Annotated in this window: 22 protein-coding genes; 11 read left to right on the top strand and 11 right to left on the bottom strand. The window is 74.2% G+C overall.

What is annotated here, in order from left to right; translation table 11 throughout:
- Window positions 1–82: 82 nt before the first annotated feature.
- Together CP975_RS04330 and CP975_RS04325 are read left to right on the top strand one after the other, a co-directional pair.
- A complete protein-coding gene (locus CP975_RS04330; RefSeq protein WP_055530653.1) occupies window positions 83–1,897 on the top strand; it encodes an FUSC family protein in 1,815 nt (604 codons plus the stop codon).
- Window positions 1,894–2,430, top strand: coding sequence for a MarR family winged helix-turn-helix transcriptional regulator (locus tag CP975_RS04325; RefSeq protein ID WP_055530655.1), 537 nt, complete (start codon window positions 1,894–1,896; stop codon window positions 2,428–2,430). Before CP975_RS04330 ends, CP975_RS04325 begins: the two co-directional genes overlap by 4 nt.
- A gap of 39 nt (window positions 2,431–2,469) precedes the next feature.
- On the opposite strand, the gene CP975_RS04320 is transcribed toward CP975_RS04325, so the two are convergent.
- A complete protein-coding gene (locus CP975_RS04320; protein ID WP_055530657.1) occupies window positions 2,470–3,285 on the bottom strand; it encodes a FadR/GntR family transcriptional regulator in 816 nt (271 codons plus the stop codon).
- Window positions 3,286–3,462: 177 nt separating this feature from the next.
- Between CP975_RS04320 and CP975_RS04315 the strand changes: the two genes are divergently transcribed.
- From CP975_RS04315 to CP975_RS04290, 6 genes are all read left to right on the top strand, one after another.
- On the top strand, window positions 3,463–4,677 hold the full coding sequence (locus CP975_RS04315) for a M20 family metallopeptidase (RefSeq protein WP_055530659.1): 1,215 nt from the start codon (window positions 3,463–3,465) through the stop codon (window positions 4,675–4,677).
- Window positions 4,674–6,131 carry an aldehyde dehydrogenase family protein gene (locus tag CP975_RS04310; protein WP_213085617.1) on the top strand — a complete coding sequence of 486 codons (1,458 nt, stop codon included), beginning with the start codon at window positions 4,674–4,676 and terminating at the stop codon, window positions 6,129–6,131. Before CP975_RS04315 ends, CP975_RS04310 begins: the two co-directional genes overlap by 4 nt.
- A gap of 78 nt (window positions 6,132–6,209) precedes the next feature.
- The gene (locus CP975_RS04305) at window positions 6,210–6,977 is read left to right on the top strand and encodes an SDR family NAD(P)-dependent oxidoreductase (RefSeq protein WP_150476588.1); all 768 of its coding nucleotides are present in this window, start codon (window positions 6,210–6,212) and stop codon (window positions 6,975–6,977) included.
- 43 nt (window positions 6,978–7,020) lie between these two features.
- Entirely contained in the window at window positions 7,021–7,344 is a 324-nt protein-coding gene (locus CP975_RS04300) for a DUF3311 domain-containing protein (protein WP_150476587.1), read from the top strand.
- The gene (locus CP975_RS04295; protein ID WP_055535475.1) at window positions 7,341–8,852 is read left to right on the top strand and encodes a sodium:solute symporter family protein; all 1,512 of its coding nucleotides are present in this window, start codon (window positions 7,341–7,343) and stop codon (window positions 8,850–8,852) included. Before CP975_RS04300 ends, CP975_RS04295 begins: the two co-directional genes overlap by 4 nt.
- Complete coding sequence (locus CP975_RS04290) at window positions 8,849–11,182, top strand: penicillin acylase family protein (protein ID WP_055535473.1); 2,334 nt, start codon at window positions 8,849–8,851, stop codon at window positions 11,180–11,182. Before CP975_RS04295 ends, CP975_RS04290 begins: the two co-directional genes overlap by 4 nt.
- Here CP975_RS04290 and CP975_RS04285 read toward each other — a convergent pair.
- Both CP975_RS04285 and CP975_RS04280 read right to left on the bottom strand, forming a co-directional pair.
- The gene (locus tag CP975_RS04285) at window positions 11,168–12,520 is read right to left on the bottom strand and encodes an NAD(P)/FAD-dependent oxidoreductase (RefSeq protein WP_055535471.1); all 1,353 of its coding nucleotides are present in this window, start codon (window positions 12,518–12,520) and stop codon (window positions 11,168–11,170) included. The genes CP975_RS04290 and CP975_RS04285 overlap by 15 nt on opposite strands.
- Window positions 12,521–12,663: 143 nt before the next feature.
- Window positions 12,664–13,056, bottom strand: a complete 393-nt coding sequence (locus CP975_RS04280; RefSeq protein WP_055535469.1) for a VOC family protein — start codon at window positions 13,054–13,056, stop codon at window positions 12,664–12,666.
- A gap of 71 nt (window positions 13,057–13,127) precedes the next feature.
- Between CP975_RS04280 and CP975_RS04275 the strand changes: the two genes are divergently transcribed.
- On the top strand, window positions 13,128–13,682 hold the full coding sequence (locus tag CP975_RS04275) for a GNAT family N-acetyltransferase (protein WP_055535467.1): 555 nt from the start codon (window positions 13,128–13,130) through the stop codon (window positions 13,680–13,682).
- Here CP975_RS04275 and CP975_RS04270 read toward each other — a convergent pair.
- The 3 genes from CP975_RS04270 to CP975_RS04265 all read right to left on the bottom strand — a co-directional run bounded on the left by CP975_RS04270 (window position 13,672) and on the right by CP975_RS04265 (window position 16,206).
- Window positions 13,672–14,355 carry a glycerophosphodiester phosphodiesterase gene (locus CP975_RS04270; protein ID WP_055535465.1) on the bottom strand — a complete coding sequence of 228 codons (684 nt, stop codon included), beginning with the start codon at window positions 14,353–14,355 and terminating at the stop codon, window positions 13,672–13,674. The two genes, CP975_RS04275 and CP975_RS04270, sit on opposite strands and share 11 nt — an antisense overlap.
- A gap of 77 nt (window positions 14,356–14,432) precedes the next feature.
- Complete coding sequence (locus CP975_RS36220; RefSeq protein ID WP_267883629.1) at window positions 14,433–14,558, bottom strand: hypothetical protein; 126 nt, start codon at window positions 14,556–14,558, stop codon at window positions 14,433–14,435.
- Between the two features lie 100 nt (window positions 14,559–14,658).
- The gene (locus CP975_RS04265) at window positions 14,659–16,206 is read right to left on the bottom strand and encodes a bifunctional phosphatase PAP2/diacylglycerol kinase family protein (RefSeq protein ID WP_055535463.1); all 1,548 of its coding nucleotides are present in this window, start codon (window positions 16,204–16,206) and stop codon (window positions 14,659–14,661) included.
- A gap of 152 nt (window positions 16,207–16,358) precedes the next feature.
- On the opposite strand from CP975_RS04265, the gene CP975_RS04260 reads away from it, so the two are divergent.
- Window positions 16,359–17,798 (top strand): diacylglycerol/lipid kinase family protein, encoded by a 1,440-nt coding sequence (locus tag CP975_RS04260; RefSeq protein WP_150476586.1) that lies wholly within the window; start codon window positions 16,359–16,361, stop codon window positions 17,796–17,798.
- A gap of 10 nt (window positions 17,799–17,808) precedes the next feature.
- On the opposite strand, the gene CP975_RS04255 is transcribed toward CP975_RS04260, so the two are convergent.
- Complete coding sequence (locus CP975_RS04255; RefSeq protein WP_150476585.1) at window positions 17,809–18,621, bottom strand: helix-turn-helix domain-containing protein; 813 nt, start codon at window positions 18,619–18,621, stop codon at window positions 17,809–17,811.
- Window positions 18,622–18,992: 371 nt separating this feature from the next.
- Here CP975_RS04255 and CP975_RS04250 point away from each other — a divergent pair, with 371 nt between their 5' ends.
- Window positions 18,993–20,726 carry a dihydroxyacetone kinase family protein gene (locus CP975_RS04250; RefSeq protein WP_055535460.1) on the top strand — a complete coding sequence of 578 codons (1,734 nt, stop codon included), beginning with the start codon at window positions 18,993–18,995 and terminating at the stop codon, window positions 20,724–20,726.
- Here CP975_RS04250 and CP975_RS04245 read toward each other — a convergent pair.
- The 4 genes from CP975_RS04245 to CP975_RS04230 all read right to left on the bottom strand — a co-directional run bounded on the left by CP975_RS04245 (window position 20,713) and on the right by CP975_RS04230 (window position 26,592).
- A complete protein-coding gene (locus tag CP975_RS04245) occupies window positions 20,713–22,386 on the bottom strand; it encodes an ABC-F family ATP-binding cassette domain-containing protein (protein ID WP_055535458.1) in 1,674 nt (557 codons plus the stop codon). The genes CP975_RS04250 and CP975_RS04245 overlap by 14 nt on opposite strands.
- A 183-nt stretch (window positions 22,387–22,569) precedes the next feature.
- Complete coding sequence (locus CP975_RS04240; protein WP_055535477.1) at window positions 22,570–22,857, bottom strand: hypothetical protein; 288 nt, start codon at window positions 22,855–22,857, stop codon at window positions 22,570–22,572.
- 57 nt (window positions 22,858–22,914) lie between these two features.
- The gene (locus CP975_RS04235; protein WP_055535456.1) at window positions 22,915–24,516 is read right to left on the bottom strand and encodes an ABC transporter substrate-binding protein; all 1,602 of its coding nucleotides are present in this window, start codon (window positions 24,514–24,516) and stop codon (window positions 22,915–22,917) included.
- Window positions 24,517–24,522: 6 nt separating this feature from the next.
- Window positions 24,523–26,592 (bottom strand): ATP-binding protein, encoded by a 2,070-nt coding sequence (locus tag CP975_RS04230; RefSeq protein ID WP_055535454.1) that lies wholly within the window; start codon window positions 26,590–26,592, stop codon window positions 24,523–24,525.
- Window positions 26,593–26,716 lie beyond the last annotated feature (124 nt).

Genomic DNA, 26,716 nt, shown 5'->3' with positions numbered 1-26,716 from the left:
CACGGGGAGCACAGGGGGAGCGAGACGCCGTCCGCCGGGGCAGGTATATTTTCCAGGTAAAACACTTGCTAATGTTTTAGGCATGAGCAGTACGCCACCCTTGCCCCCGCCCCCGTCATCGCCGCCGTCCCCTCGTTCCACCCGTCCGCGTCGGTTCCCGATCGCCGGGGTGCTGCGTCCGGGCAAGCCGTCCGACATCTGGTTCAAGCCCGCGTGCAGCGTGGTCGTGGCCACCGCGATACCGAACCTGACGCTGCTGGCCCTCGGGCGGCTCGACCTCGTGATGTACACGATGGCCGGTTCGTTCTGCGCGCTGTACGCCCACAACCTCCCGTACGCCGCCCGGGCGCGCGCCCTGGCGGGGGTCGTCGCCGGGATGTCGGCGAGCGTGGCCGTCGCGCTGGTCACGGCCTCGCTGACCGGTTCCGCCGTGGCCCTCGTCGCCGTCGGCGCGGTCCTCGCCGCCGCGCAGAAGGCGTTGTGCGACGCGGCCCGCATCGGGCCGCCCGGCCATCTGATCCTCACCTTCATCAGCTCGGCCACCCTCTTCGCCCCGCAGAGCCTCGGGCAGGTCCCGGGCCACCTCGCGCTCACCCTCGCCGGAGGGGCCCTCGCCTGGCTGGTCGGCATGGCGCCCGCCGTCGTACGGCCGCACGGACCCGAGCGCCGGGCCACGGCACGCGCCCTGAACGCGGTCGCGGCGTACGCCGAGAGCGCTCAGGCCGCGTCCGCTGACCGCAGGGACTCGGGGCCCGCCGATCGAGGGGACTCCGGGCCCGCTGACCACCAGGACCGCGCGCCTGCTGTCGAGCGGGCCCGTGCCGCCGCGGCCGGTGCCGTGCACGCCGCCTGGCAGTCGCTGCTCGCCACCGGCGCGCGGACCACCGGCGCCCGGACCGCCGAGGCCCGGCGCGCCCTGGCCCGCCTCGTCATCCGCGCCGAGGAGGCCCTGGCCGCGCCCGCCACCGCCGACCCCGCGGCGCTGCGCGCCTGGGCGGCCGGCCTGCGCGGCACGGGCGCCGTCCCGCGCCCCGGCGGCGTACGCCCCGGTGAGCGCGACGAACTCCTCGGCGTCGCCGCCGAACTGGCCGGGCCCAAGGTGCCGCCGTGGCGTCGGCTCGCGCCCGGGTCCCCCCTGCTGCCCATCGCGCTGCGCACCGCCGTGGGCTGCGCGCTCGCCGGATACGGCTCGCTCGCGCTCGGCGTCGGCCGCCCCTACTGGGCCCTGGTCACCGCCGCCGCCCTCTACCAGGCCAACGTGACGCTCACCTGGAACCGGGGCGTGCAGCGGGTGGTCGGCAACCTCGTCGGCGTACTCGCCTTCGCCGCCATCGCGCCGTTCGCCCACCTCGGCCACGCGGAACTCGTCGTGAGCTGCCTCGCGCTCGCCTTCGGCGCGGAGGCGCTGATCAGCCGCAACTACTGGCTCGGCACCGTGTGCGTGACGCCGATGGCGCTGCTCGTCACCGAGTTCGCGCGGTTCCAGCAGCCCGGCGAGCTGATCCTCGACCGCGTCGTCGACACCCTGCTCGGCGCCGTGCTCGGCGTCGCGGCCGCCGTCCTCGTCACCAACCGGCGGGCCGTCGACCAGATCGAACAGGCCGTCGATGCCGTGGACCGGGCCAGGGAGCGGGCCGAGGCCGGACTCGCCGGGGCGGGCGCGGTCGAACCGGCCCGGCGCGCGCTCACCGCGGCCCTCGTCGACCTGCGAGCCGCAGCCGACGCGGCCGCCGGGGAATGGTGGCCGGGGGCCCTGCCCGAAGAGCGGGTCATCACGGCCGAGCGCGCCGGACACCGTACGCTCGCGGCGACGGTCCGACGACGGAGTGACGAGAACGGTCAGGGGACGCGGCCTCGCGCGGAGGCGGCCGACGCCTGGGAGGGCGCACGAGCATGAGTGCAGAGAACGGTCCGGTGGCGGGCCTCGGTGGGGACACCGTGGCCGCGGTGGTGCGGCAGTGGCAGGCGGTGCGCCCCGACATCGACACCGGGCCGATGGAGGTGATCGGCCGCATCAACCGCTGCGCGGCCCTCCTCCGGCAGGCCGAGGACGCCCCGCTGCGCAGGGCGGGCCTGACCCGCGCCGAGTTCGACCTGCTCGGCGCGTTGCGCCGCACCGGCCACGAGCTGACGCCCGGGGAACTGGCCCGCGAGACCTTCTCCTCCGGGGCCGCGGTCACCAAGCGGCTCAAGCAGCTCCAGGAGCGCGAACTGGTCGACCGCCGCCCCGACGCCCGCGACCGCCGCGTCGCGCACGTCCGCCTCACGGACGCGGGCCGCGACCTGGTCGACGCGATCCTGCCGGAACAACTCGCCTACGAGACGGTGGTCCTGTCCGTACTCGACGGCACCGGACAACGCGAACTGAGCGGCCTGCTCGGGGAGTTGCTGGCGCAGTTGGAGGGCCGACTCGGGGTGCGACGGGGCTGAGGCGGGCCGGGCGGTCCTGGGAGGGGAAGCGGCCCCGTCTCAGCCATCCGCTACCTCCGCCGCCGGCAACCGGCGGGTCTCCGGCTCGGCATGCCCCGCGTAGTACTCGTGCAGGGCCGCCCGGCCGAGGCGGGCCGCCCGTGCGCTGTCGCTCGTCTCGATCGCGGCGAGGATCTCGCGGTGGTGGGCGACCGAGCGCCGCATCCAGGGGACCGGGTCCGCCGCCCCCGCGATCTGCTTCTCGGTGACCTCGGTGACCTCGGTGACCTCGGTGACCTCGGTGATTTCGGTGATTTCGACGACCGCGTCGTGCACCGCACCGGCGCACAGCCCGAGCAGCGCGTTGCCGCCCGCCTCCGCTATCGCCCGGTGGAACAGCGCGTCCGCCTCGCTGAAGGCGCGCAGTCCCGAGGGCGACGCGCCCAGCGCCTCCATACGGGTGATCTGCTCCCGCATCCGTACGAGGTCGTCCTCGGTGCGCAGGCGCGCGGCGAGACGGTTGCTCTCGGCGTCCAGCACCATGCGGAACCGCACGAGTTCACCGACCGAGCAGGCACCGGAGCGGGTGAGGCGGCCGAGCGCCTGGCTCAGGCCGCCGGTCGAGACGCCGAGTACCTCCGCGCCCAGCGGGTCACCGGGACGTGAGCGGATCAGCCCCGCCGACTGGAGTACACGCAGCGCCTCGCGGACCGTGGAGCGCCCGACACCGAAGCGCTGGGCCAGCTCACGCTCCCCGGGGAGCCGGGCCCCCGGCGGGAGTTCACCGCTGAGGACGCGCTCCTCGATCTGCTCCGCCACGCGCTGGTAGGCACGTACGGGCCGCACGGGCCTGAAGAGATCCTCGTCGGCGGCCATGTCCCCCTCCACGGTGGCTGATCGGCACGCGCCGCCCAGGATCCGATGGTTGACCCGGGCCTGAACGTGGCGGCAGAGTACGGGAGTTCAACTGGTCTGACCAGCTGACCGGACGGCGCGTCCCGAACGGCGCCCGCGGTCGATCACGCGGTCAGCCGGACGACTTGGAGGTTCTCCATGGCCACCGCACCCCCCACCGTCCCCGCCGTCGACATCGATGCCGCCGTCGCCTTCACCCAGGACCTGGTGCGGCTGCGCACCGTCAACGCCGCCGGAGCCGCCGAGGTCGAGCGGCCGGCGGCGCTCCTCGTCCAGCGCCTCTTCACCGCGTTCGGATGGACGTACGACGTCGTGGAGGTCGCCCCGGGCCGGCCCAACACCGTGGCCGTCGTCGAGGGCGGGGGTGGCGAAGGGCCGACCCTGATGTTCGAGGGGCACATCGACGTCGTCACCGAGGGCGATCCGGCCGACTGGAGCGTCGACCCGTACGCGGCGCTGATCCGCGACGGCAGGCTCTGGGGCCGCGGCGCCGCCGACATGAAGTCCGGCGTCGCCGCCATGATCTACGCCGTACGCGCCCTCCAGCTCGCCGGGCCCTTCCCCGGCCGGATCGTCGTGGGCGTGCTGTGCGACGAGGAAGGGCTGATGCTGGGCGCGAAGGCGTTCGCCGCGTCGCCGCTCGCACGGTCCGTGGACGCCGTCATCGTGTGCGAACCCGAGGGGTACGAGGTGTGCACGTCCGCCCGCGGCGGCATCCGGCTGCGGCTGGACCTGCACGGCGTCATGGCGCACGGCGCGATGCCGCAGGAGGCCAGGAGCCCGATCGTGGCGGGTGCCCGTGTCGTCGACGCGCTGGCCGCCGTCCAGACCTGGGCCGAGGAGCGCTACGGCACGCATCCGCACGCGGGGCGCGTGACCGTCACGCCGACCGTGCTGCTCGGCGGCGACCCCGACCAGCTCAACGTCATCCCCGCGCACGGCGTCGTCGGCGTCGACGTGCGCACCGTTCCGGGGACGGACCACACCGAACTCATCGACCGGGTAGGGAAGTCGGCGTGCGAGGCGGCTGCCGCGGTGGGCGTGGACGTCGGTCTCACCGTGGTCGACGACCGGCCCGCCGTCGAGATCGCCGAGGATCACCCCGTGGTGAGCGCGCTGGTGGCCGGGCACCGCCAAGTCCACGGCGCAGCACCACCGTTCGGCGCCGTCCCCGGCACCACGGACGGCACGATCCTCACCCGCGACGCCGGACTGCCCACCGTCGTCTACGGCCCCGGCGGCAAGTGGATCGCGCACCAGAAGGACGAGTACGTCGAGGTGCGCGAGATCGGCGAGTACGCGCGCGTGTACGCCGCCGCGGCGCGCACCTTCCTCACCGGGGGCGCCCGGTGACGACGTACACCACGACGTACACCCCGCCCTTGGACGGGCTGCCCATCGGGGACGCCTGGGTCCCCGCGCCGGGCCGCCGGGCCGTCACCTTCCCCTACGACGGCAGCGAGATCGCCCACGCGCCCGTCGGCGACGCGGCGCTCGCGCGGCAGGCCGTCGAGCACGCGGCCCAGCTGCGCAGGACGGTCGGCGCGCTGCCCGCCCACACCCGGCGGCAGGTGCTCGCCGACGTCGCGACGGCGCTCACCGACGAGCTGCCGGGCCTCGTGGACCAACTGGTCCTGGAGACCGGCAAGCCGCGCGTGGACTGCGACATCGAGATGCTGCGGACCGTCGCCACCTGGCAGGCCGCCGCCGACGAGGTGGGCCATCTGCACGGCGAGACCGTGCCGTTGGACGTCCAGCCGTCCGGCGAGGGGCTCTTCGGATTCTGGACGCGGCGCCCCGTCGGCGTCGTGGTCGGCATCGCGGGCTTCAACTACCCCCTGCTGCTGGCCTCCCACAAGATCGCGCCCGCGCTCGCCGCGGGCTGCCCGGTCATCGTCAAACCGGCCCCGGCGACCCCCCTGGCCACCCTGCGCCTCGTCCACCTCGTCCGCGAGCGCCTCGCCGCGGCGGGCGTGCCCGTCGGAGCCGTCCAACTGGTCACCGGAGGGGCGGAGGTGGGCCGCACCCTCACGACCCACCCGGACGTCGCCGCGGTCTCCTTCACCGGCTCCGCGGCCGTCGGCCACCGCATCGCGCGCGACGCCGCGCCCCGCAAGGTCGTCCTGGAGCTGGGCTCCAACGCCGCGCTCGTCGTCGCCGCGGACGCCGATCTCGACGCGGCGGCGGACGCGGTGGTGCGCGGCGGGTACTACGCGTCCGGGCAGGCCTGCGTCTCCGTGCAGCGGGTCGTCGCCGTCGACGCGGTCGCCGAGACCTTGGAGAGGAAGATCGCCGAGCGGCTGCGGGCGGTGGTCGTGGGCGACCCGCGCGATCCGGCCACCCGGGTCTCCGCCCTCATCGACGAGGCGGCCACCGAGCGGGTCGCCGACTGGATCCGGCGGGCCCGCGCGGCGGGCGCCCGCGTGGTCGCCGGGGGCACGCGGGAGGGCCGCTGCCTCACGCCGACGCTGCTCGCGGGCGTGCCGGACGGGGAGCCCGCCTGGGACGAGGAGATCTTCGGCCCGGTGGTCTGCCTGCGCACGGTGCCCGATCTGGAGACGGCGTACGACGTCGTCAACGCGAGCCGCTACGGCCTGCACGCGGCGCTCTTCACCCGCGACCTGGGCGCCGCCTTCCGCGCGGTCGAGGAACTGGAGGCGGGCGGCGTCGTGATCAACGAAGTGCCCGGCTACCGCAGTGACATTGCGCCCTACGGCGGCGTCAAGGCCTCGGGCATCGGCCGCGAGGGCCCGCGCTTCGCGATCGAGGAGCTGACGGTGACGCGGATGACGGTCGTCCGGCCCTGACCGGCCGGCCCGCCCCCGCCACCGCCGGCCCGCCCCCGCCACCAGTGACACCCGGCGAGTGAGAGAGGCAGCGACACAATGGAGTACGCCAGTCTGTTCCGGCTCGACGGGCGCCGCGTCGCGGTCGTCGGCGGCGCGAGCGGCATCGGCCGCGAGGCGGTGCGCGCGCTGGCCGCGCAGGGCGCGCATGTCATCGTCGCCGACCGTGACGAGGCGGGCGCGGCGGAGACGGCACGGCAGGCCCCCGGTGCGACCCCCTACCCCCTCGACGTCCTGGACCCCGAGGCCGTACGGGACGCGGCCGCCGCGTGGGGCCCGCTGGACGGCCTCGTCGTCACCGTCGGCGTCAACGTCCGCAAGCGCGTCGCCGATTACAGTCTCCAGGAGTTCGACCGGGTCATCGGGCTCAACCTGCGGGCCTATCTCACGCTCCTCCAGGCCGTCGCCCCCGGCATGGCCGCACGCGGGCGGGGGAGTGTCGTCGGGTTCGCGTCCATGCGGGCCTTCCAGGTCGAACCGGGGCAGGGCGCGTACGCCGCGTCGAAGGCCGGGCTCATCCAGCTCCTGCGGACGGCCGCCGCCGAGTGGGGGCCGCGCGGGGTGCGGTTCAACGCCGTCGCGCCCGGCGTCGTCCGCACCCCGCTGACCGATCAGATCGCCGCCGACCCAGCCTGGTTCGCGGCGTACGCCGAGGCCTCCGCGCTGAAGCGGTGGGCGCGGCCCGAGGAGATCGCGGGGGCCGTGGTCTACCTCGTATCCGACGCGGCTACCTTCGTCACCGGCAGCGTCCTGACCGTCGACGGCGGCTGGACAGCGGTCGACGGGCGGTACGACCCCTCGCTGTGACGCCCCCGCCCCACGCACCACCGCACGACCGAGAAGGAGCACGATGTCCCGCCCGGAGAACCCAGGCCCGCCCCCGGCGGACCCCCTCGACGGCCTGCCGAGCCTCCGCGGCGCCGCCCGCCCCTCCCTGTGGCTGCTGCTCGTGCCCGTCCTGCTCTACGGCGCCGCCCCGCTGGTCGCCAACCGCGTCGAGCCGCGCGTCCTCGGCGTCCCCTTCCTGCTCGCCTGGGTCATCGCCGCGACGATCGTCAGCCCGCTCGCCATCTGGCTCGCGGCCCGCCTCGACCCGGCGTACCGGCTGAACGCGGTCGAGCCGATCCCCGCGGACGACGACGCACTCGACCGGCCCCGGGGAGAGGGCCGATGAGCGGGTCCGCCGCGATCGCGACCACCGTCTTCGGGCTCGCCATGGTCGCCACCATCGCCATCGGCGTGCTCAGCGCGCGCGGCCGCTCCAAGGGCCTCACCGAGTGGTCCGTGTCCAGCCGCGGACTCGGCGTGCTGTTCATCTGGCTGCTGATGGCGGGTGAGACGTACACCAGCTTCTCGTTCCTGGGGACGGCCGGCTGGTCGTACTCCTTCGGCGCGCCGATCCTCTACCTCGTCGCGTATCTGACGGTCGGCTTCGCCGTCGCCTACGTCGTGGGCCCCGCCCTGTGGACGTACGCCTCCCGGCACGGGCTCATCTCGATCGCCGACATCGCCGAATTCCGCTTCAGGTCACGGCCGGTGGGAATCCTCGTGGCCGTCGTCGCGACGATCTTCATCGTTCCGTACATCCAGGTGCAGATCCAGGGCATGGGCGTCGTCGTCAACGCCATGACGTACGGCGGCGTCGACCTGAAGGTGGCCGCCGTCATCTCCTTCGTCGTGGCCGAGGTGTTCGTCCTCGTCTCCGGACTGCGGGGTTCCGCCTGGGTGAGCGCCTTCAAGGACGTCCTGGTGATCCTCGCCGTCGTCTTCCTCGCCGTGTACATCCCGACGCACTACCTCGGCGGTGTCGGCGACCTCATGCAGCGCATGGTGACCGAGAAGCCCGAGTGGCTGACCTTCCCCGGGCACGCGTCGGGCGGACGGGACTCGGTGTGGTTCCTGAGCACCGTCGTCCTCAACGCCGTGACCATCACCGTCTTCCCCACGACGGTCGCCGGCTATCTGAGCGCCAAGAGCCCCAACGCCCTTCGGCGCAACGCCCTGTTGCTGCCCTGGTACCAGCTGCTGCTCTTCGTGCCGATGGTCGTCGGCGCCACCGCCCTCTTCGTGATGCCGGCCCTCGGCAACCCCGACCTCGCCCTGTTCAGCCTCGTCACCGACTCGCTGCCCGCGCCCGTCGTCGCCGTCATCGGGGTCGCGGGCGCACTGTCGGCCATCGTGCCGATGAGCGTCTTCATGCTGTCCATCGGCACGCTCTGGGGGCGCACCGTCCTGGGCGGCGGAAACGGATCCGACCCGCGCCGGCCTCCCGCCGCCGACGGCCGCGCCGAGGCACGCGACATCCGCGCCAAGCGGCTCTCCCAGGCCGTGTGCGTCCTCGCCGGACTCGTGGCACTCGCGGGCAGCCTCTTCTACCCGAACACCCTGGTGGAGCTGTCCGTCCTGTCGTACGAGGGTCTCGCGCAGCTGGTGCCCGTCGTGCTCCTCGCCCTGTTCTGGCGCCGGCTGACCGCGCGTGCGGCCGTCGCGGGGATGCTGGTGGGCCTCGCGGTGATGCTGGGGCTGTGGGGCACGGAGAACGATCCGTGGCACGGGATCAACGGCGGCATCATCGCGCTCGCCGCCAACCTCGCGGTGACGGTGGCGGTCACCCGGCTCGCCCCGGGCCCGGCCCCCGCGCGCCCATCGGCCGAGCACGTCAAGGTGGAGGCAGGACGATGACCCATACCGATGCGGACAGCAGTACCGGTACCGAAGCGACGGAGTTCGAGGTCCCGGGGCTCGCCGAGCCGGTGGAGATCCTCATCGACCGGTGGGGCGTCCCGCACCTGTACGCCGCCTCGCCGGACGACCTGTTCCTCGCCCAGGGCTTCAACGCCGCCCGCGACCGGCTCTTCCAGCTGGACCTGTGGCGGCGGCGCGGACTCGGCCTGCTCGGCGAGGTGCTGGGCGACGCCTACACCGAACACGACCGCGCCGCCCGCCTCTTCCTCTACCGCGGCGACATGGCCGAGGAGTGGCGGGCCTACGGCGACGACACCGAGCGCGTCACGACGGCGTTCGTGAACGGCATCAACGCCTACGTCGCACTCTGCCGCCGAGACCCCGCCCAAAGCCCCCCGGAATTCGCCCTGCTGGGGTACGAACCGGCGTACTGGGAGCCCTCCGACGTGGCCCGCGTCCGCAGCCACGGCCTCCAGTACAACCTCCACGACGAAGTCGCCCGCGCCCTCACCCTGCGCGACCACGGGCCCGAGGCCGAGGAGCTGCGCAGGCGCCGCGAACCGGAGCCGCACCGGCTGCGCGTCCCCGAAGGCCTCGACCTGTCCGTCATCCCCGACGACGTCCTGCGCGTGTACACCCTCGCGACCATCCCGCCCTGGGCCGCCGGCACAGCACCGCGCCAAGGCCTCGACGGCTCCAACAACTGGGTCATCGCCCCCGCCCGCACCGCCACCGGACGCCCCCTGCTCGCCAACGACCCGCACCGCGGCATCACCCTGCCCGCCCTGCGCTACCTCGCCCATCTGAGCGCCCCCGGCATCGACGTCATCGGGGCGGGGGAGCCCGCACTGCCCGGCATCTCCATCGGCCACAACGGCCACCTCGCGTTCGGCCTGACCATCTTCCCGATCGACCAGGAGGACCTGTACGTCTACCGCACCAACCCCGCGAACCCGCACGAGTACTGGTACCAGGACCGGTGGGAGCCGATGACCCTGGTCACCGAGGAGATCCCGGTGCGCGGCGGCGAACCGGTCACCGCAGAGCTGTGGTTCACCCGGCACGGCCCGGTGATCCGCGAACGCCCCGAGCGCCACGCGGCGTTCGCGGTCCGTGCCGCCTGGCTCGGCCCCGGCATGGCCCCCTACCTCGGCAGCATGGAGTACCTGCGGGCACGCGACCCCGACGCCTTCGTCGCCGCCATGCGCCGCTGGGGCGCGCCAGGCGAGAACCAGGTCTACGCCGCCCCCGACGGCACGATCGGCTGGCGCCCCGCGGGCCGCGTCCCGGTGCGCCGCGGCTGGGACGGCACGCTCCCAGTGCCGGGCGACGGGCGTTACGAATGGGACGGCTTCCTCGACAGCGAGGAACTGCCCTCGGCGCGCGACCCCGAGCAGGGCTGGTTCGCCACGGCCAACCAGATGAACCTGCCGCCCGGCCGTCCCGGCGACGCCACGACCATCACGTACGACTGGTACGCCCCGACGCGCCACGACCGGATCCGCGAGGAACTCGCCGCGCGCGACGACTGGACGGTGCGGGACTGCGTACGCCTCCAGACGGACTACGTCAGTCTCCCCGCGCGCCGCGTCCAGGCACAGCTCACCGGCCTCGGCGCCCAGGACGCCACCGTGGCCGCCGCGCTGGACCTGCTCCGTGACTGGGACACCCGCCTGACGCCGGGCTCCGCGGCGGCCGCGCTCTTCGAGGTCTGGTACAGGCGGCATCTGCGCCCCGCCCTGCTGAAGCGGGCGCTCGGGGCCGCGGGGATCGGCCCCGGGGCCCTGGCGCGGATCCTGCCCGCGGAGGACGCCGCCGCCGACCCCCGCGTCGACCTGCCCCTGCTGACCGCGGACCCGGACCCCGCCCTGCTGCGCGCCACCCTGGCCGCCGCGGTCGGTGAGGTCTCCGCGCTGCTCGGCCCCGACCCGGCCCACTGGGCCTGGGGCGCCCTCCTCCACGCCCATCCGCACCACCCCGTCGCCGCCCTGCTCGACGGCCGCCCCGCCCCGCCGTGGGCCTCTGTCGGGCCCGCTCCGCGCGGCGGCAGCGGCGACACGGTCGGCGCCGCAGCCTACGGACCGGGCTTCCGGCAGACGACGGGCGCCACCTTCCGCCTGGTCGTGGACGTCGGCGCCTGGGACAACTCGGTGGCGATGAACTCCCCGGGCCAGTCCGGCGACCCGCGCGACCCGCACTACGCCGACCTGTTCGACGCCTGGGCGGCCGACGGCTCCTTCCCGCTGCTCTACTCCCGGCAGGAGGTGGAGAAGCACACGGTCCGCACCCTCAGGCTGCGGCCCGCGGGACGGTCACAGCCCGGCTGAGGCCACCCGCGCGCTGATCTCCTCCCGTGACAGATACGCGTCCGTCATCTCGAAGTCCTTGAGCGTGGCGGGGCGTTGCGCCTGGAAGCCGGTGCGGACGTAGTCGTCGCCCGCGACCGCGTTGAGCCCCCAGTTGGCGGCCGTGCGGAAGCGGGCGGTCAGCGTGCGCAGCGCCCCCAGGTGGTAGCCGCGCGCCACCACCTGGGCGGGCAGCCCGGTCAGCTGCACGCCCAGCGGCTTGGACACCGCCTGGATGCCGCCGAGGTCCACGACCAGGCCCATGTCCTTGTGCCGGTAGTCGGTGAGCGGGAAGCCGCGCAGCGCCGCGAGGACGTTCTTCGCGGCGGCCCAGCCCTGGCGCATGGCGTGCTGCGCGGTCGGCGGGCAGATGGCGTCGCCGCCCTTGGCGAGGTCCGGCACGGCCGCCGCGTCGCCGAGCGCGAACACGCCGTCCAGACCCGGCACCGTCAGATCGGGCCGCACGACCAGACGGCCCTTGTTGGTGTCGGCGCCGAGCGTGGCGATGAGCGGGCTGGGCGCGACGCCGGCGGTCCAGATCAGGGTGCGGCACGGCAGGACGCGGTCGTCGGTGAGCGTGACGGTGTCCTCGGTGGCCTTGGCCACGGACACCCCGAGCGAGACGTTCACGCCGCGGCGCTGCATGATCTCCATCGCCTTCTCGCCGAGCCGGTCGCCCAGCTCGGGCATCAGCTTCGGGGCGACATCCACCACATGCCACTTGATCTGCGACACGTCCAGACCCGGATAGCGCTTGACGGCGGCGCACGTCAGCCGCTGGAGGTACGCGGCCGTCTCCACGCCCGCGTACCCGCCGCCGACCACGACGAACTGCAACCGCTGCTCGCGCTCCTCGCGGTGCGAGCTGGCCGCGGCCAGGTCCAGCTGGGAGATGACGTGGTCGCGGATCCAGGCGGCCTCGGCGAGCGTCTTGACGCCGACCGCGTACTTGTCGACGCCCGGGATGTCGAACTGCCGCGTCACACTGCCCGGCGTCAGGACCAGGTAGTCGTAACGCTCCACGACCTCCTCGCCGTTGATCTTCCGCACGATCACGGCCTTCGCCTTGGTGTCGACGCCGATGGCGCCGCCCGGCACGATGGCCGTGCGGCGCAGCATCCGGCGCAGGGGCACCGCGACCGACTGCGGGGTCAGCACCCCGGAGGCGACGTGTGGCAGAAGGGGCAGATAGAGCTGATGGTCCATCGGACTGATCAGCCGCAGCTCCGCCTCGTGGGGCGCGAGTTTCCTCTCGAGCTTGTGCGCGCACTCCATGCCGGCGAAGCCGCCGCCGACGATGAGGATCCGGGGAGCTGCCATGTGATGTCACTCCAAGACTGTGGGAGATCGTCTTGCTGGACCTTCTCGGGACCGTACCTGTGGCCTTGTACCCCTGCATCCCGGATGGATGAATCGTGTGACGTGCTTCACAGCGCGCCGCGCCCCCCGCGGCGCGGGGCCCGTCAGATGCCCGGCCGGTAGCGGACGGGGTGGTCGTGCGGGACCTCGACGAGGACGATCCGGAGGCCGTCCGGGTCCTCGATCCACATCTCGATCAGGCCCCACGGCTCCTTGACCGGCGGCCGCACCACCTCCACCCCCCGCCCGGCCAGCTCCGCGTGCGCCGCGTGGACGTCCGGGACCTGGAGCCACAGCCGGACCTCGGGCGAGGGCGGGCTGTCGGAGCGCCCGGAGAGTTCGAGGAAGCCGCCGCCGAGGAAGTAGACCGTGCCGCGCTCGGGTCCCGTGCCGAACTCGCGGTAGACGGCGAGGCCCAGCGCGTCGCCGTAGAACGCGCGGGAACGCTCCGGGTCGGTGGGGTGGAGGAGGGTCCTGCTGCTCAGTACATGCACCATGCAGCCGCACCTTAGTGGCGCGTTAGGCTCGGCGGAGCAGCAAGCCGCGCCCAGATCGGAGAAAGAGACCGATGGACCCCGCCCCGCGTCCCCCCGCCGGTGAACTCACCTTCCGCGACGCGGCGCCCCGTGACGCCGACGCGCTCGTCGCCCTCATCGAGTCGGCGTACCGCGGAGAGACGAGCCGCGCCGGGTGGACCTCCGAGGCGGACATCCTGGACGGGCAGCGCACCGACCCGCGGGGTGTCCTCGAGGCCATCGAGTCACCCGGCGGCCGTCTGCTCACCGTCGAACGGGACGGCGGGATCGTCTCCTGCTGCCGGCTCGAACACCGCGGCGACCACGCCTACTTCGGCATGTTCGCGGTGAGCGTGTCCCAGCAGGGCGCGGGCCTCGGCAGGCTGGTCCTCGCCGAGGCGGAACGCATCGCGCGCGAGGAGTGGGACGCCCGTGAGATGCACATGACCGTGATCTCCGTACGCGATGACCTCATCGCCTGGTACGAGCGGCGCGGCTACCGCCGTACGGGACGGATGAGCCCCTTCCCGTACGGCGACGAGCGCTTCGGCATCCCCCGCCGCCCCGACTTGGAGTTCGAACTCCTGGTCAAGGACCTCAGGCCGTGAAGCGGCCCGTCCGCTTGATCTCCGGATAGTCGGTGGTCGCGCCGTCCAGCTGGAGCGCGCGCACCAGACGCAGGTCGTCCTGCGTGTTCACCACCCAGCCGATGATCCGCAGGCCGGCCTTCCTGGCGTGCTCGACGATCTCCAGCGTCAGCCGGCGGATGTTGAGGACGAGCGTGGTGGCGCCGACGGCGGTGGCACGCTCCACGACGTCGGTGCCGTAGCGGCTGGCGACGAGCGCGGTGCGCACCCCGGGGACCAGGCGGGCGATCTCCGCGATCGCCTCGTCGTGGAAGGAGATCACCTCCACGCGCGAGACCAGGTCGCGGCGGTGCATGACCTCGGCCAGGGCGCGCGCGGCCGCGACGTCCTTGATCTCGGCCTGGAGCGGTGCCCGCACGGCGTCCAGGACCTCTTCGAACACGGGGACGCGCTCACCGCGGCCCGCGTCGAGTTCCCGGAGTTCGGCGAGGGTCTTCTCGGCGATCGGTCCCTTGCCGTCGGTCGTACGGGCCACGTCGGCGTCGTGCATGACGACGAGGGCGCCGTCCTTGCTCAGATGCAGATCGAGCTCGATGAGATCGAGGCCCGCGGCTTGCGCGGCGATGAAGGAACGGAGGGTGTTCTCGGGCTCGACACCCATGACCCCGCGATGACCGATGGTGAGGAAGTTCAAGGTTCACTCGCTTCCGTCGACGGCGGCTCGGCGACCGCGGGGCGAGGACGGAGGAAGCCACGCGGCAATGTCGCAGCCTAACGGCCCGCCTCGGCGACGGAACCGGCCGGACGAGGGTGAACGGAGTCCTCCGCTCTCGTTCCCACGATGCCGAGGACCAGTCCGGTGACGAGGGCGGCGACAAGGACGGCACGGGTGCTCACGGGTGCGCTGCTCCCTACGGGCGGGGAAGGTGACCCCGCCCGTCCTACCGGCAGCGGGGCCACCGGGGCGAGCCGCTTCACCCGCAGGTGGGCGAGTCCGTCACGGGTTGACCGGGCGGCGCCGGGCCGCCGCCAGCGAGGCAGTCCGGGCCAGCTGGGTGATCTCGTCCTCCGGATCGGCCGGGCTGTAGACCGTCAGCGCCCCCCGCCGCTTGTCGAGGAGCAGGGCGTCCGGCGCCGGCGCCCTCTCGCCGTCGTACGCCAGGTCGGCCACGGACTCCAGACCGCTGATCCGCAGCTGCTCGACGCGTTCGGCCCGGTAGACGTGGGAGCGCCGCAGCGCCCCGGCCAGCGCGGAGAGGGCCAGCCGGGTGCGGGCCAGCGGCGCCTCGGCGTCGACCGTACGGACGTCCAGCAGCCCCTCGTCCAAGTGGGGCCGGTGCGAAGGGGCGAGACCGTCGGGCAGATAGCGGCCGTTGCCCGCGAAGAGCAGCCACAGGACGCGGTCGTGGCCGTCGAGGCGGACCCGCAGCGGCGTCGCATCGCGCAGCACGCCCAGCAACGACACTGTCGCGGCGGGCCACTTGCCGATGCGGCCCTCCAACCGCTCGCGCCTGCGCACCAGTTCCGGATAGAGCCCGATGCTGAAGGTGTTCACGAAGCCCGTGACGTCCGCGCCCGCGCCGTCGCGGACCCGCGCCAGGTCCACCCGCACGGCCTCGCCGCGCCGCACGGCGTGCGCGGTGTCCTCGAAGGTGGCCGTGCCCGCGTCCAGCGCGAAGTGGTTGAGGGTGCCGCCCGGGAACACCGCCAGCGCAAGCCCGGCCGCGACGGCCCGGCGCGCTGCGGCGTTGACCGTGCCGTCGCCGCCGCACACCCCGAGCGCCCCGCCCGACTCGGCGGCCCGCGCGACCGCCTTGTCCAGGACCTTGCCCAGGTCGTCGCCCGAGCCGCACTCCAGGACCTCGGCCCCGGGCAGCAGCAGCTCCACATACCCCCGGGCCGGCGGACGTCCCGGAACCCCCTTGCCGGAGCCGGAGTTGACGACCACCACCAGTCCCTCGCCGTCCGGCAGCGCGGGCGCCGGGACCCGGGTCCGCTCGATCCGCGCGGGCGCGGGACGGGGCGGCCACCAGTAGCAGGTGACCGCCGCGGCGGCCGCGCCCAGCGCGATTCCGGCGAGCACGTCACCGGGGTAGTGGACCCCCACGTACACCCGCGAGAAGGCCACGGCCGCGGCGACCGGCGCGACGACGGCGCCGTAGGGGGGTGACTCCAGGGCCACCCCCGTCGCGAACGCGGCCGCCGACGCCGCGTGCCCGGACGGGAACGACGACGTCCACGGCGCCTTCGCCAGCCGCCGTACCAGGGGCACCGCGTCGTGCACGGGACGGCTGCGGCGTACGGCGTACTTGGCGACCGCGTTGGTGGTCAGCGAGGCCAGCGCCAGGGCCCCCACGCCACGGCGCGCGGCGCGCCGGGCCGCGGGCCCGCCGGCGGCCGCGAGCAGCGCGGCCGCGCCGAACCACAGCCGCCCGCGGTTCGCCGCGGAACTCAGCGGCGGCAGCACCTGCTCCGCCCCGGCCAGCCGCGCCGCCGCCACCCGTTCGAACCACCGCCGGTCGATCCTGCCGATGCGTCCTGTCATGGCCTCACTGCAACAGGGCCCGGGGCCCGCGGCCCGCGCTGCTCGCCCGAACGGGTCACGCGCGCGGCCACCTCCCATCGGGATGACAATGCCGACATCACCCGGCTCGGCCGTTCTGGCCTCGCCGGCGACAAGCGGGGTATACGGGGGGCATGAAAGATCTCTTGACGCACCGTGCCCAGCGCCTGCTCGGCGCCGACCACCGACTTCTGTTCTGCGGGATCGCCGCCGGGATGTGGGCGTTCGGCGGGGTGCGGGGGCGGCGCGCGGCGGTGCGCGGCGTCACGTCCCTGGCACTGGCCTCGGCCACGGTCAACGCCCTCGGCAAGCACACGGTGGGCCAGTCGCGCCCGGCCAAGGGCGCGGCCCCCTTGCTGCGGCGCCTGCCCCGGCAGCCGCTGACAGGCCCTTACCCCTCCGGCCCCTCCGCCTCGGCGGCCGCCTTCGCGGCGGGCGCGGCGCTGGAGTCGCCGGGCTGGGGCGCGACCGTGGCCCCGGTCGCCGCGTCGCTCGCGTACGCCGAGGCCCGCGGCGGCATGCGCGGCCCCCGGGACGTCCTGGTCGGCGCGGCCCTCGGCGTCGGCGCCGCCTACGCGGTGCGCGGCATGGTGCCCACGCGTGCCCAACTCCCGCCGCCCGCACGGCCGCGCGTCGACGCGCCCGCGCTGCCTGAGGGCGAGGGCCTGGTCGTGGTGGTCAATCCGTCCTCCGGGGCGCAGCCTCAGCTCGCCGATCCCGTACGCCAGTTGAGGACCGCTCTGCCGCGTGCCGAGGTGGTGCTGTACGAGGAGGAGGCGGGGGCCCTGCCCAAGGTCCTCGAAGAGGCGGCGAGGGAGGCCGCCCGGCGCGGCGGCGTGCTCGGGGTGTGCGGCGGCGACGGCACGGTGAACGCCGCCGTGGCGCCCGCCCTGCGGTTCAAGGTGCCGCTGATGGTGCTGCCCGGCGGCACGTTCAACCACTTCGCCGCCGACCTCGGGGTCGACACGGTCGCGGACGCCTGCGCCGCCGTCGCCGAGGGCAGCGCGGTGCGCGCCGATGTCGGGCGCATCAAGCCGCTGGCCGGTATCGGTCCGGCCGGCAGGACCCACGCCGAACCGTCCTACTTCCTCAACACCTTCAGCCTCGGCAGCTACCCCGACCTCGTCCGCAGCAGGGAGCACTGGTCCCCGAAGATCGGCGGCCCGCCCGCCACGCTGCTCGGCGTCGTCCAGATCCTGCGCACGGGCCGCCCGCTGCGGGCCGTGGTGAACGGCCGCCGCCGCTCCATATGGCTTCTCTTCGCGGGCAACGGCGCCTACCGCAGCGTGGGCATCGCCCCGGTCCGCCGCCACGACCTGGCCGACGGCCTGCTGGACGTCCGTATCGCGCACGGCGGACGCTTCGCGCGCAGCAGGCTGCTGGCCGCCGCGCTCGCGGGCCAGCTGACCCGGACCCGCGTCTACGCCGCCGCCCGGCCCCAGCGGCTCCTCATCTCCGGCCTGCCCGAGGGCACCCAGATGGCGTTCGACGGCGAGGTGGCGGACGCCCCCACCGCGCTCCTGATCGACAAGCTCCCCGAGGCCCTGACGGTGTACCGCCCGATGGTCGACTGACATCCCCGGGTCAGGGGAAGGTGACGCCCGTGTCCAGGGGCGTCAGGACGATCCAGCGCAGCGCGGTGTCGTCGAAACGGCCGTAGGCCATGACGCGTACGTCGACCGGGTCGGGCGAGACCAGCGGGAAGTACATCGGGCGGGCCCGCGCGTCATCCGGGTCCGGGACGTCGGCCGCGCCGTCCCACAGCGCGGCGACGCCCGGCTCGCCGCGCACGGCCCGCACCACCTCGTCCAGGCGTTCGTTGTCCGGCCAGCGCTGCCAGGCCAGGCGCAGCCGGGCGAGCAGCGGACCGGCCCAGCGGGTCTCCCAGTCCCGCAGCTGATAGCGGGCCTGCGGCGAGAAGGCCCAGGTCATGACGTTCGCGTCCGGGTGGACCAGCCAGGGGCAGTGGCGCGCGGCCACGGCGTTGGCCGCGACCACGTCCCAGGCCTGGTCGCAGATCCAGCTCACGCGGCGCTGCTGGTGCAGCAGATCGAGCATCGCCTCGTCGGGACCGGACCCCGCGGACCCCGCGTCGCCGGCCGGGCGGCGTGGCGGCCGGTGCCCCGTGCCGCGGTACAGGGCGTCCGCCCGCGCGGGGGAGAGGTCCAGGATCCGGGCCACCCCGGCGATCATCTCCGGCGCGTACCCGCGGTCCTCGCCCCGCTCCAGCGCGCGGTACCAGCGCTCGGACACGCCGAGGAGCAGGGCCATGTCGAGCTGCGTGAGATAGCTGCGGTGGCCGCGGAACGGGACGGGGTCCGGCAGCAGTCGCGGGTCCCGCGCCATCCGCCAGGCGCGCAGCATCCGCCCGAGGTCTTCGCGTCGTGCGTCGGGCAAGGGTAAAGACCTCGCAAAGATGGGGCCGATGAGGGGGCTGTCGGACGGGCGGGAGCGCGTGGCCTGCGCGATCGCGCGCCCGGGCCGAGGCAGGTTGACAGCGTCGCACAGAAAACCGAGGACCGGAACGGGAGAATGCCGGTAGCGGAGCGTGCCGTTCTTCACGGCGGGAGGAGGTCCATGGTGGGCGCCGCGCCCCAAAGGCCGCACCAGCCACACCGAGAGGCCGCACCAGCCACACCGAGAGGCCGCACCAGCCGCACCGAGAGGCCGCACCCGCCCCACCGAAAGGCCACGCCCCCCAAGGGCCGCACACCCTGCGCCACCGCACACCCGCCGCAGGCCCCGCACACGTACGGAGAGACTCACCGATGAGCTACTTCCTGCCGGAGACCCACCCCGTGCTGACCGCCGCCCGCGGTCTGGCCCTCGCCCACTCCGGGATGATCGAGGTGCACAGCTCCCCCCTGTACCTGCGGGCGCGCGACCCGCACCCCGACCGCGTCGTCGCGCTGGTCTCGGGCGGCGGCTCGGGCCACGAGCCCCTGCACACCGGGCTCCTGGGGCGCGGGGGACTGGACGCCGTCTGTCCCGGCGAGATCTTCGCCTCCCCGCACAACCGGCAGATCTACGAGGCGAGCGCGGCCGCGGCCAAGAGCGGCGGCGTCCTGCTCATCATCAAGAACTACACGGGCGACGTGATCAACTTTCAGATCGCGGCGGAGCGCCTGCGGCACGACGGGATCCCGGTCGCCACGGTGCTGGTCGACGACGACCTCGCGACCGACAGCGTGGACAGCGCGACCGGCCGCCGGGGCACCGCCGCCACGGTGGTCGTCGAGAAGCTGCTGGGCGCCGCCGCCGACCGGGGCGCCACGCTGGAAGAACTGGCCGGTCTGGGACGGCGGATCGTGGCCGCGTCCCGCAGCATCGCGGTCGCCGCCCGCGCCCAGACCTCGCCCACCACCGCCGGCCCGGCCTTCACCCTGGACGAGGGCACCCTCGACTACGGCGTCGGCATCCACGGCGAACGCGGCACCCGCACCATCGCCCGCCCCGCCATCGGCGACCTCGTCCGGCGGATGACCGACGACCTCCTCGACGCGCTCCCCGAGGGCCCCAGCGAGGTCCTCGCCCTCGTCAACGGCCTCGGCGCCACCACGGAGCTGGAGCTGAACGCCATCGGCGTCCTGCTCAACGACGAGCTGATCGCCCGCGGCGTCCGGCCGGTCCTCATCGTGCCCGGCACCTACACCGCCGCCCTGGACATGGCGGGCTTCTCCCTCACCCTGACGCGGCTCGACGAGGGCTGGGCCGAGCTGTGGACCGCCCCGACCCGCACCCCGCTCGTCCTGCCGCGCCCCACCCTCACCGCCGAAGGCCTGGAGCGGTCCCCGCAGGAGTCCGCGGCCCCGTCGGCCTCGCCGGGGGACACCGCCCCCGCGTCGGACCCGAGCGGCGACCGGGCCCTCCTCGACCGCTACGCCCAGACGGTCACGCAGGTCCGCGACAACCTGACCAAGCTCGATCAGCTCGTCGGCGACGGCGACTTCGGCGACAACCTCGCGGGCGGCGTACGGCGGGCGGTGAAGCTGGCCGACGAGCGCGGCCTGGACGGCACGGCGGCCCTCGCCGAGGCCTTCCTCAACGACGTCGGCGGCACCAGCGGCCCGCTGTTCGGCCTCCTCTTCCAGCACCTGGCCTCGGCCTCGCCCGCGGACGGCCGGGCACCGTCGGCAGCCGAGCTCGCGCAGGCCGCCGAGGCCGGATTCGCCGCCATCCACCGGGTCGGCGGCGCGAGCCCCGGCGACTGCACGCTGGTCGACGCCCTCGCCCCCGCCGCACAGTCGCTGGCCGCCTCCGCGCGGGACGAGGCCGCCGAGGCGCCTCTCACCGAAGCGGCCCAGGCGGCCATCCGCGGGGCGCTCGCCACCGCCTCCCTGCGGCCCCGCCGCGGCCGGGCCAGCTACGTGGGGGACCACGCCCTCGGCGTCCCGGACCCCGGCGCCCTCGCCGTGGCCCTGCTCTTCATGGCCCTGGCCGACATCCACGAGCCCACCACGGCCACGCGCCTGCCCGCCCCGGGGTACATCACCGTGCCCTGACCCCGGCAGAGGCACCGACCTCCAGACGCGGCCAGTGCGCGAGGTCCCGCAGCAACTGCCGGTCGTGCGTCGCGACGACGACCGCGGCGCTCGTGGCGCGGATCGCCTCCGTCACCTCGTCCACGAGCGTCGACGACAGATGGTTGGTCGGCTCGTCGAGCAGGATGAGACCGGGCCGGCCGGCCAGCGCGAGCGCCAGGTCGAGGCGCCGCCGCTGCCCCTGCGACATGCGCCCGACCGGCGTGCGCACCGCGTCGGAGTCCAGCAGGCCGAGCGCCCCGAGCGGGACCGCGTCGGCGTCGCGGAGCACGCCACGCGCCACCAGCCGTCCCACGTGGCGGGCGTGCACCTCGCGGGCGGTGAGGCCGGGGTCGTACGCGGCGGTCTCCTGGGTCACCCGGACGATCCGCGCCCCGCGCGCCGCACGGACGTGCCCGTCCGTCGGCCTGATCGCCCCGGCGAGGACCGCGAGCAGCGTGGACTTCCCGGCGCCGTTCGGCCCGGTGACGAGCAGCCGGTCGCCGCCGTCGACGGCGAGGTCGACGGGTCCCGCGAGCCGTCCGCCGACCGCGACGCCGTGCGCCCGCACCTGCGGGGCGCCGGGCCGGACACCCGGATCCGGCCAGCGCAGTGCGGGCGGCGGCTCCGGTACGTCGATCCGGTGCGCCTCCAGGGCGTCCTGCTGCCGCTTCAGGGCCTGTACGACGCCCGGCGCGCGGGACTGGCGCTGGTGCTTGCCGGTCCCCTTGTCAGGACGCCAGCCGGTGGAGAGCCGGTCGCGGGCCCTCGCCACGGAGTCCTTCAGCCGCCGGTGCTCGGCCTGCTGCTCCTCGTGGTCCTGCTCCCAGCGTTCACGCTCGCGGCGCCGGGCGTCCTGCCAGGCGTCGTAGCCACCCGCGTACAGGCGCGGCTTCCCGTCGCGGGCCGGATCCAGGTCGAGGAACCGGTCGGCGACATCGCGCAGCAACGCCCGGTCGTGGCTGACGACGGCGAGGCCGCCGTCGTGCTCGCGCAGCCTGCGGGTCAGGAAGTCGAGGCCGCCGGCGTCGAGGTGATTGGTCGGCTCGTCCAGGAGCAGGACGTCGTGGCGCGCGCCGAGCAGGCACGCGAGGCGGACCCGGTAGCGCTGCCCGACCGACAGCGTCGACAGCGGGCGGTCGCGGTCGGTGCAGGCGCCGAGGGCTTCCAGGGCGACATCGACGCGGCGTTCGGCGTCCCACGCGTCGAGCCGGGTGGCGGCGTCGAGCGCGAGGGCGTAGCGGTCGTCGGCGGTGGGCTCGCCCGCGGCCAGCGCGAGGGTCGCCTCGTCCAGCGCGGCGAGTGCCGTGAGCGAGGCGGCGAGCGCCTCGGAGGTCAGGGTGCCGACGGTCTCACCGTCCCGCGCGGACAGCTCCTGGCGGGCCAGGCCGATCGTGCCGGCCCGGTGCACGCTGCCCTCGTCGGGCGTGAGCACTCCGGCGAGGACGTGCAGCAACGTCGTCTTGCCGCGGCCGTTCTCGCCGACGACGGCGACCCGGGACCGGGCGGAGACGGTGAGGGAGACGTCGTCCAGGACGCGCCGGAACCCGCGGCTGACGGTGACGCCCTCGGCACGGACGTGCGCGCCGCCGCCTGCCCGGACGGGCAGGGACAGGGCTTCGGGGGTCGGGTTGAGGTTCAACGGATGCTCCGCAGCTCGCAGTGGAGCCGGGCAGCAAGAAGGGGCCGCCCGGCGGGAACCGGGACGGCGAGCGCGCATTCAGCAGGGAAGGGGCGCCGCCGTCAGCGGGCGGAGCGGACCTTCTGCGACCAGATACCTCGTGCCATGACAGTCATATTACCGCCGAGGCCCGGCGCGCACGCTTCAAAAAATGTCCTCGGACCAGTCGAAGCGGCGCGGATCGCCCCGCCGGGGGCGGTACATCGCCCGGCCCCCGGCGCCGAACCGCCCCAACTCGGTGGGCAGCGCGATCCCCGTGTCCGACTCGGCCCGCACCCAGTCCGCGCTCGTCCACGCGGTGACGTCCAGGAGCAGGCCGTCCAGCGGGCCGCCGACCAGCTCGGCGTAGCGCTGCCCCGGCCGCGGGCCCGGACTGTCGTGATCCTGGCCGTAGACCCGGCCGCGCAGCAACTGCTCGTCGTCGCTCTCCATGCCGCCCAGGCTGCCAGCCGCCACTGACAACGGCACGGCCCGTGCCGTACGAAGTGCTCAGTCCGGGCAGGCCTTCTTGCCGCCCTTGTCGCCGTCCCTGAACGTCCGGTACAGCGGCAGAGGTTCCTTCGACGCCCTACCGCTCCTGGCGGCCGGGTACTCGACGATCGGCACCGGCTTGCAGACCGCCCACTGGTCGTTCGCCCCCGGACCCTCGAAGCCGTAACTGCCCGCGGCGCCCCGCAGGCAGTTGCTGCACCCGTTCGCGGAGATGCTCGGCATGATCAGGGTGTTGTAGACGTCGTTCTTCGTCGGGATCAGCGGAGCACCCTTCCCCTTCGGCTTCCCCGCGCCTTCGTTGATCTCGCTGTACGTGCGGTCCACGGCGTCGGCGAGCAGCGTGAACGCGTCGTGGTACATCACCGCGTACCCGTCGTTGAGCGGCGCGGTCCCCAACTCGTGCTGCCTGTCCAGCTTGCCGAAGCGGTCGAGGAAGCGGCCGAGCGCCCGCGGCGGATCGTTCTTACCGTCCCACCAGGCCGGATCCACGGACGACGCGTCGACGATCGTGGCCCGCGCCTCCTTGAGCCAGCGCGTGGTCTCGTCCGTGGTGAGGGTCGGTTCGAGGCCGATGCCCACCTTGAGCAGGCGCAGGACCGAGCCGCGGCCGCAATCGCCCTCCTGCGCCAGGCGTTTGACGAAGGCCGGCAGGTCCTGGTCGCGTCCGGCGAAGAAGACGGTGTCGGACCGGGCCGTGCAGATCTTCTGCACGGCGTCGGTGAACCGCTGGGGGATGCCCTTGTCGGCGCCGGAGGAGCCCGTGAAGTTGGAGTTGTGGCCCTTGAAGTCGTACGCGTCGTCGAAGTGCTTCTCGAAGACCCGCCGCAAATTCCGCGAGTACACGTCCTCGCTGCGGTTGTCCCAGACCAGGAAGCCCTTGCCCCGCTCGGGCCGCTTCTCGAGGTACTGCTTCAGGGCGCGGGCGAACTGGTCGTTGTTCGGGGACGTCTTGAAGAAGTGGCCGGCGTTCATGTCGGCCGCGGTGATGACGGGCCCGACGGTGGGGATGCCGTGCTCGCTGAGCGCGGCGATCGTCCGCCGTGTCTCCGGAGTGCTGCTGGGAATCCCCGTCACGCCGACCAGCGGGGCGCTCTTGTCCTTGGCCAGCTCGCTGAGCCGCTCGACCACGGGCTCCCAGTGGTCGAGGTTGCGGCCGTCGGGAGCCAGGAGCAGCTGGTAGTGGGGCCCGCTACCGCTGTTGGCCTCCTGCTGAGCGGCCAGCGCCCCGGCCAGAGCGCGGCGGATCATGTCGGTGGTCATCGCGCTGGACTCGTCCGAGGTGTACGGCATCATCAGCGCGATCCGCACGTACGGGATCTTGGCGCCGTTGTCCGCGGGCGACTCGGCGTCCCGCCTCACCTCCGCGTTCTCCTCGGCCACCGCCGCGATGAGGCTCTTGAGGCGCGGGTCGGCGTGGAAGGCGCTCTCGGTCACCCCGACACAGTCCCCGCCCAGCTCGCGCAGGTCGTCACCGCACTTGCCGGGCCCGCGCGCGCCGAGGGTGACGACGACGACGGCGACCCCGGCCACCAGGGCCAGACCCAGAACGGCGGCCCACTCGATCGGTCCCCACTCGCGGGGATGGCGACGGAACAGCATGCTTCCTCACTGTCCTGGTATGGGGAGGGGGCGCTTGTCCCGGGCGGCGGCGGGCCATCGGCGGGCCGCCTGGCCGAGCGTGACGCGCCAGGAAGGATGGCGCAGGGAGAGATAGGCCAGCTCCTGCTCGATGGCCGTGCACGTGTCGGGATCCGGCTCCGTGTGCGGCTCGGACAGGTACCACAAGGCGTGCAGCAGTCGGTTGACGCACCGCTCGGTGTCGTCGAGATGGGCGTAGCGGCGGCCGTCGTGCGCCCCGAGCGCGATCCGCAGACGGTCGTCCTCCCAGTCCCGCGCGGGCGGTGTGGGCGCGGTCGCGGCATGCCGCAGACAGCGCAGCCAGTGCCCCGCGCCCCGCTCGTCCCGCTCGGACTGGAACGACTCCGCCAGCGAGGCCACCACCGTCTCGACGCCGCCCGCGGCGAGCATGTGCCGCAGGGCGTCGGCCTCGCCCTCGTCGGCGCGCCGGGCGTGGTGGTCGTGCAGGAAACGGTGGATCTCCTGCCAGCCCCGGCTGTCGTCGGGCCCCGGGGAGAGCCGACGGGCCTCGTGCACCAGGAGTTTCTGGAGGAGCGGGTCCGTCACCAGCGGGCTCTCGGGCGGCGTCAGGCGCTGCCAGTGCTGCTGTTCGAGGTAGTCGGTGACCGCGTTCGCGGGCAGCTGCTCCGGGCCCTCAAGACGCAGCCGGGTCGCCAGCTCCTCGGCGGCCGTGCTGTCCCTCGCCAGGGACAGGAGCGTCAGCCGGTCACGCTGGCGCCGGTCCGGGAGCAGCCGCTCCAGCAGCGCCTCGCCGACGGGGCGGCCGTCCTTCGCGGACAGTTCGAGGAGGTCCCGCGGCGCCACGGCCAGACCCGCGCGGGTCGCGGCGCGCACCGCGGAGCAGAGCATGGTCGTCGCCGCGGGATGGCCGCCGGTCAGCGTGTGCAGGGCGGAGGCGAGATAGGGGTGGAGGGGAGCGCCCGCCGAACCGGCTTCCAGAAGCGGCAGGACGTCGTCGCGGCTCAACGGGGTGAGGGGGACGGTGAGCAGGCCCGCGGACGGCGTGGTGCCGCGGCGCTCCCAGCCGGACGTGCGCACCAGATCGGCCAGTTGGCGCCGGACCGGGCCGGGGTCGTTGCCCGGCGGTTCGCCGAGCCGGGTGGCCACGACGACCAGTTCCTCGCGCTCCGGGGACTCGGGCATCGCCCGGTGTTCGAGGAGCAGGTCGAGGAAGCGCCGCCCGGCGGGCAGATGCACGTCGTCGAGGAGCACCAGGGGCCACGGCTCGCGGTTCCAGCGCTGCAACCGGCCGTAGGAACCGGCGACATCGTGCCGGAAAGCGGCCACGAGCGTCCGCTCGACCGACCGCCGGTAGTCCCCGCCCTGGTGGTACCAGTCACCGAGCAGCTCCACGGGGTCGGCGTCCTCGGTGAGCTGGGGGAAGCGGCCGCGGTACCAGTCCCGCTCGGCGCCCGCGCGGTACCGGTGCGCGTACTCGCGGTGCAGCGCGCGGGAGATGCTCGCGGCTCCGCTCCCCGGCCCCCCGGGCGCCCGGGGGACGACCGGTTCGACACGGGCCTCGACCGCGCCGGCCCACGCCTGGCGCAGCTCCTGTTCGGGCCCGTCGGCCAGGTGGCAGGCGATCAGCAGCCGGGCCAGCCGCAGACAGGCCGCGTCCCGGTCGGCGTCGTCTCCCGGGTCCCAGCTGGAGACGGCGAACAGGCCGGGCAGCAGAACGGGGAAGGGGCGCCGGTAGGAAGGCGCCAGCTGACGCGCCAGCTCCATGAGGACGCCGACCAGATCGGTGGCGACGTCACCGTCGGCGTCGGATGCGGCCGGCGAGAACGACGTGTAACCGGCGGGCGCGATCCTGACATGGGCGAGAGGAAGCCGGTCGCGGTAGTGCGCGGCCAGCTCTCGCAGCACGGCGCTGCGCCCCATGCCGTGCCGCCCCGTCACCAGGACGACGGGCAGGTCGTGCTGGAACTCGCGTGCGGTGCGCGCGCGTTCGTCGTACTTGAGGCCGGTCAGCCGCGGGACGAGCGCGCGCAGGAGAGGGTCCCTGCCGTACAGCGGCACGTCTTCCGCACTGTCCATCCGACTGGATCCCCCGTCTCCGTGGTACCGCTCCTTGTCAACCGTGCTTGGGGCCATAGAACTTACCCTTTGCGCACAGCCGGTGTCAGTCCGTCGATCAAGGCCGCGGACAGAATCAAGGCCG

The sequence above is a fragment of the Streptomyces alboniger genome (assembly GCF_008704395.1).
GTDB lineage: Bacteria > Actinomycetota > Actinomycetes > Streptomycetales > Streptomycetaceae > Streptomyces > Streptomyces alboniger.
This window is presented reverse-complemented; position numbering and strand designations above follow the sequence as displayed.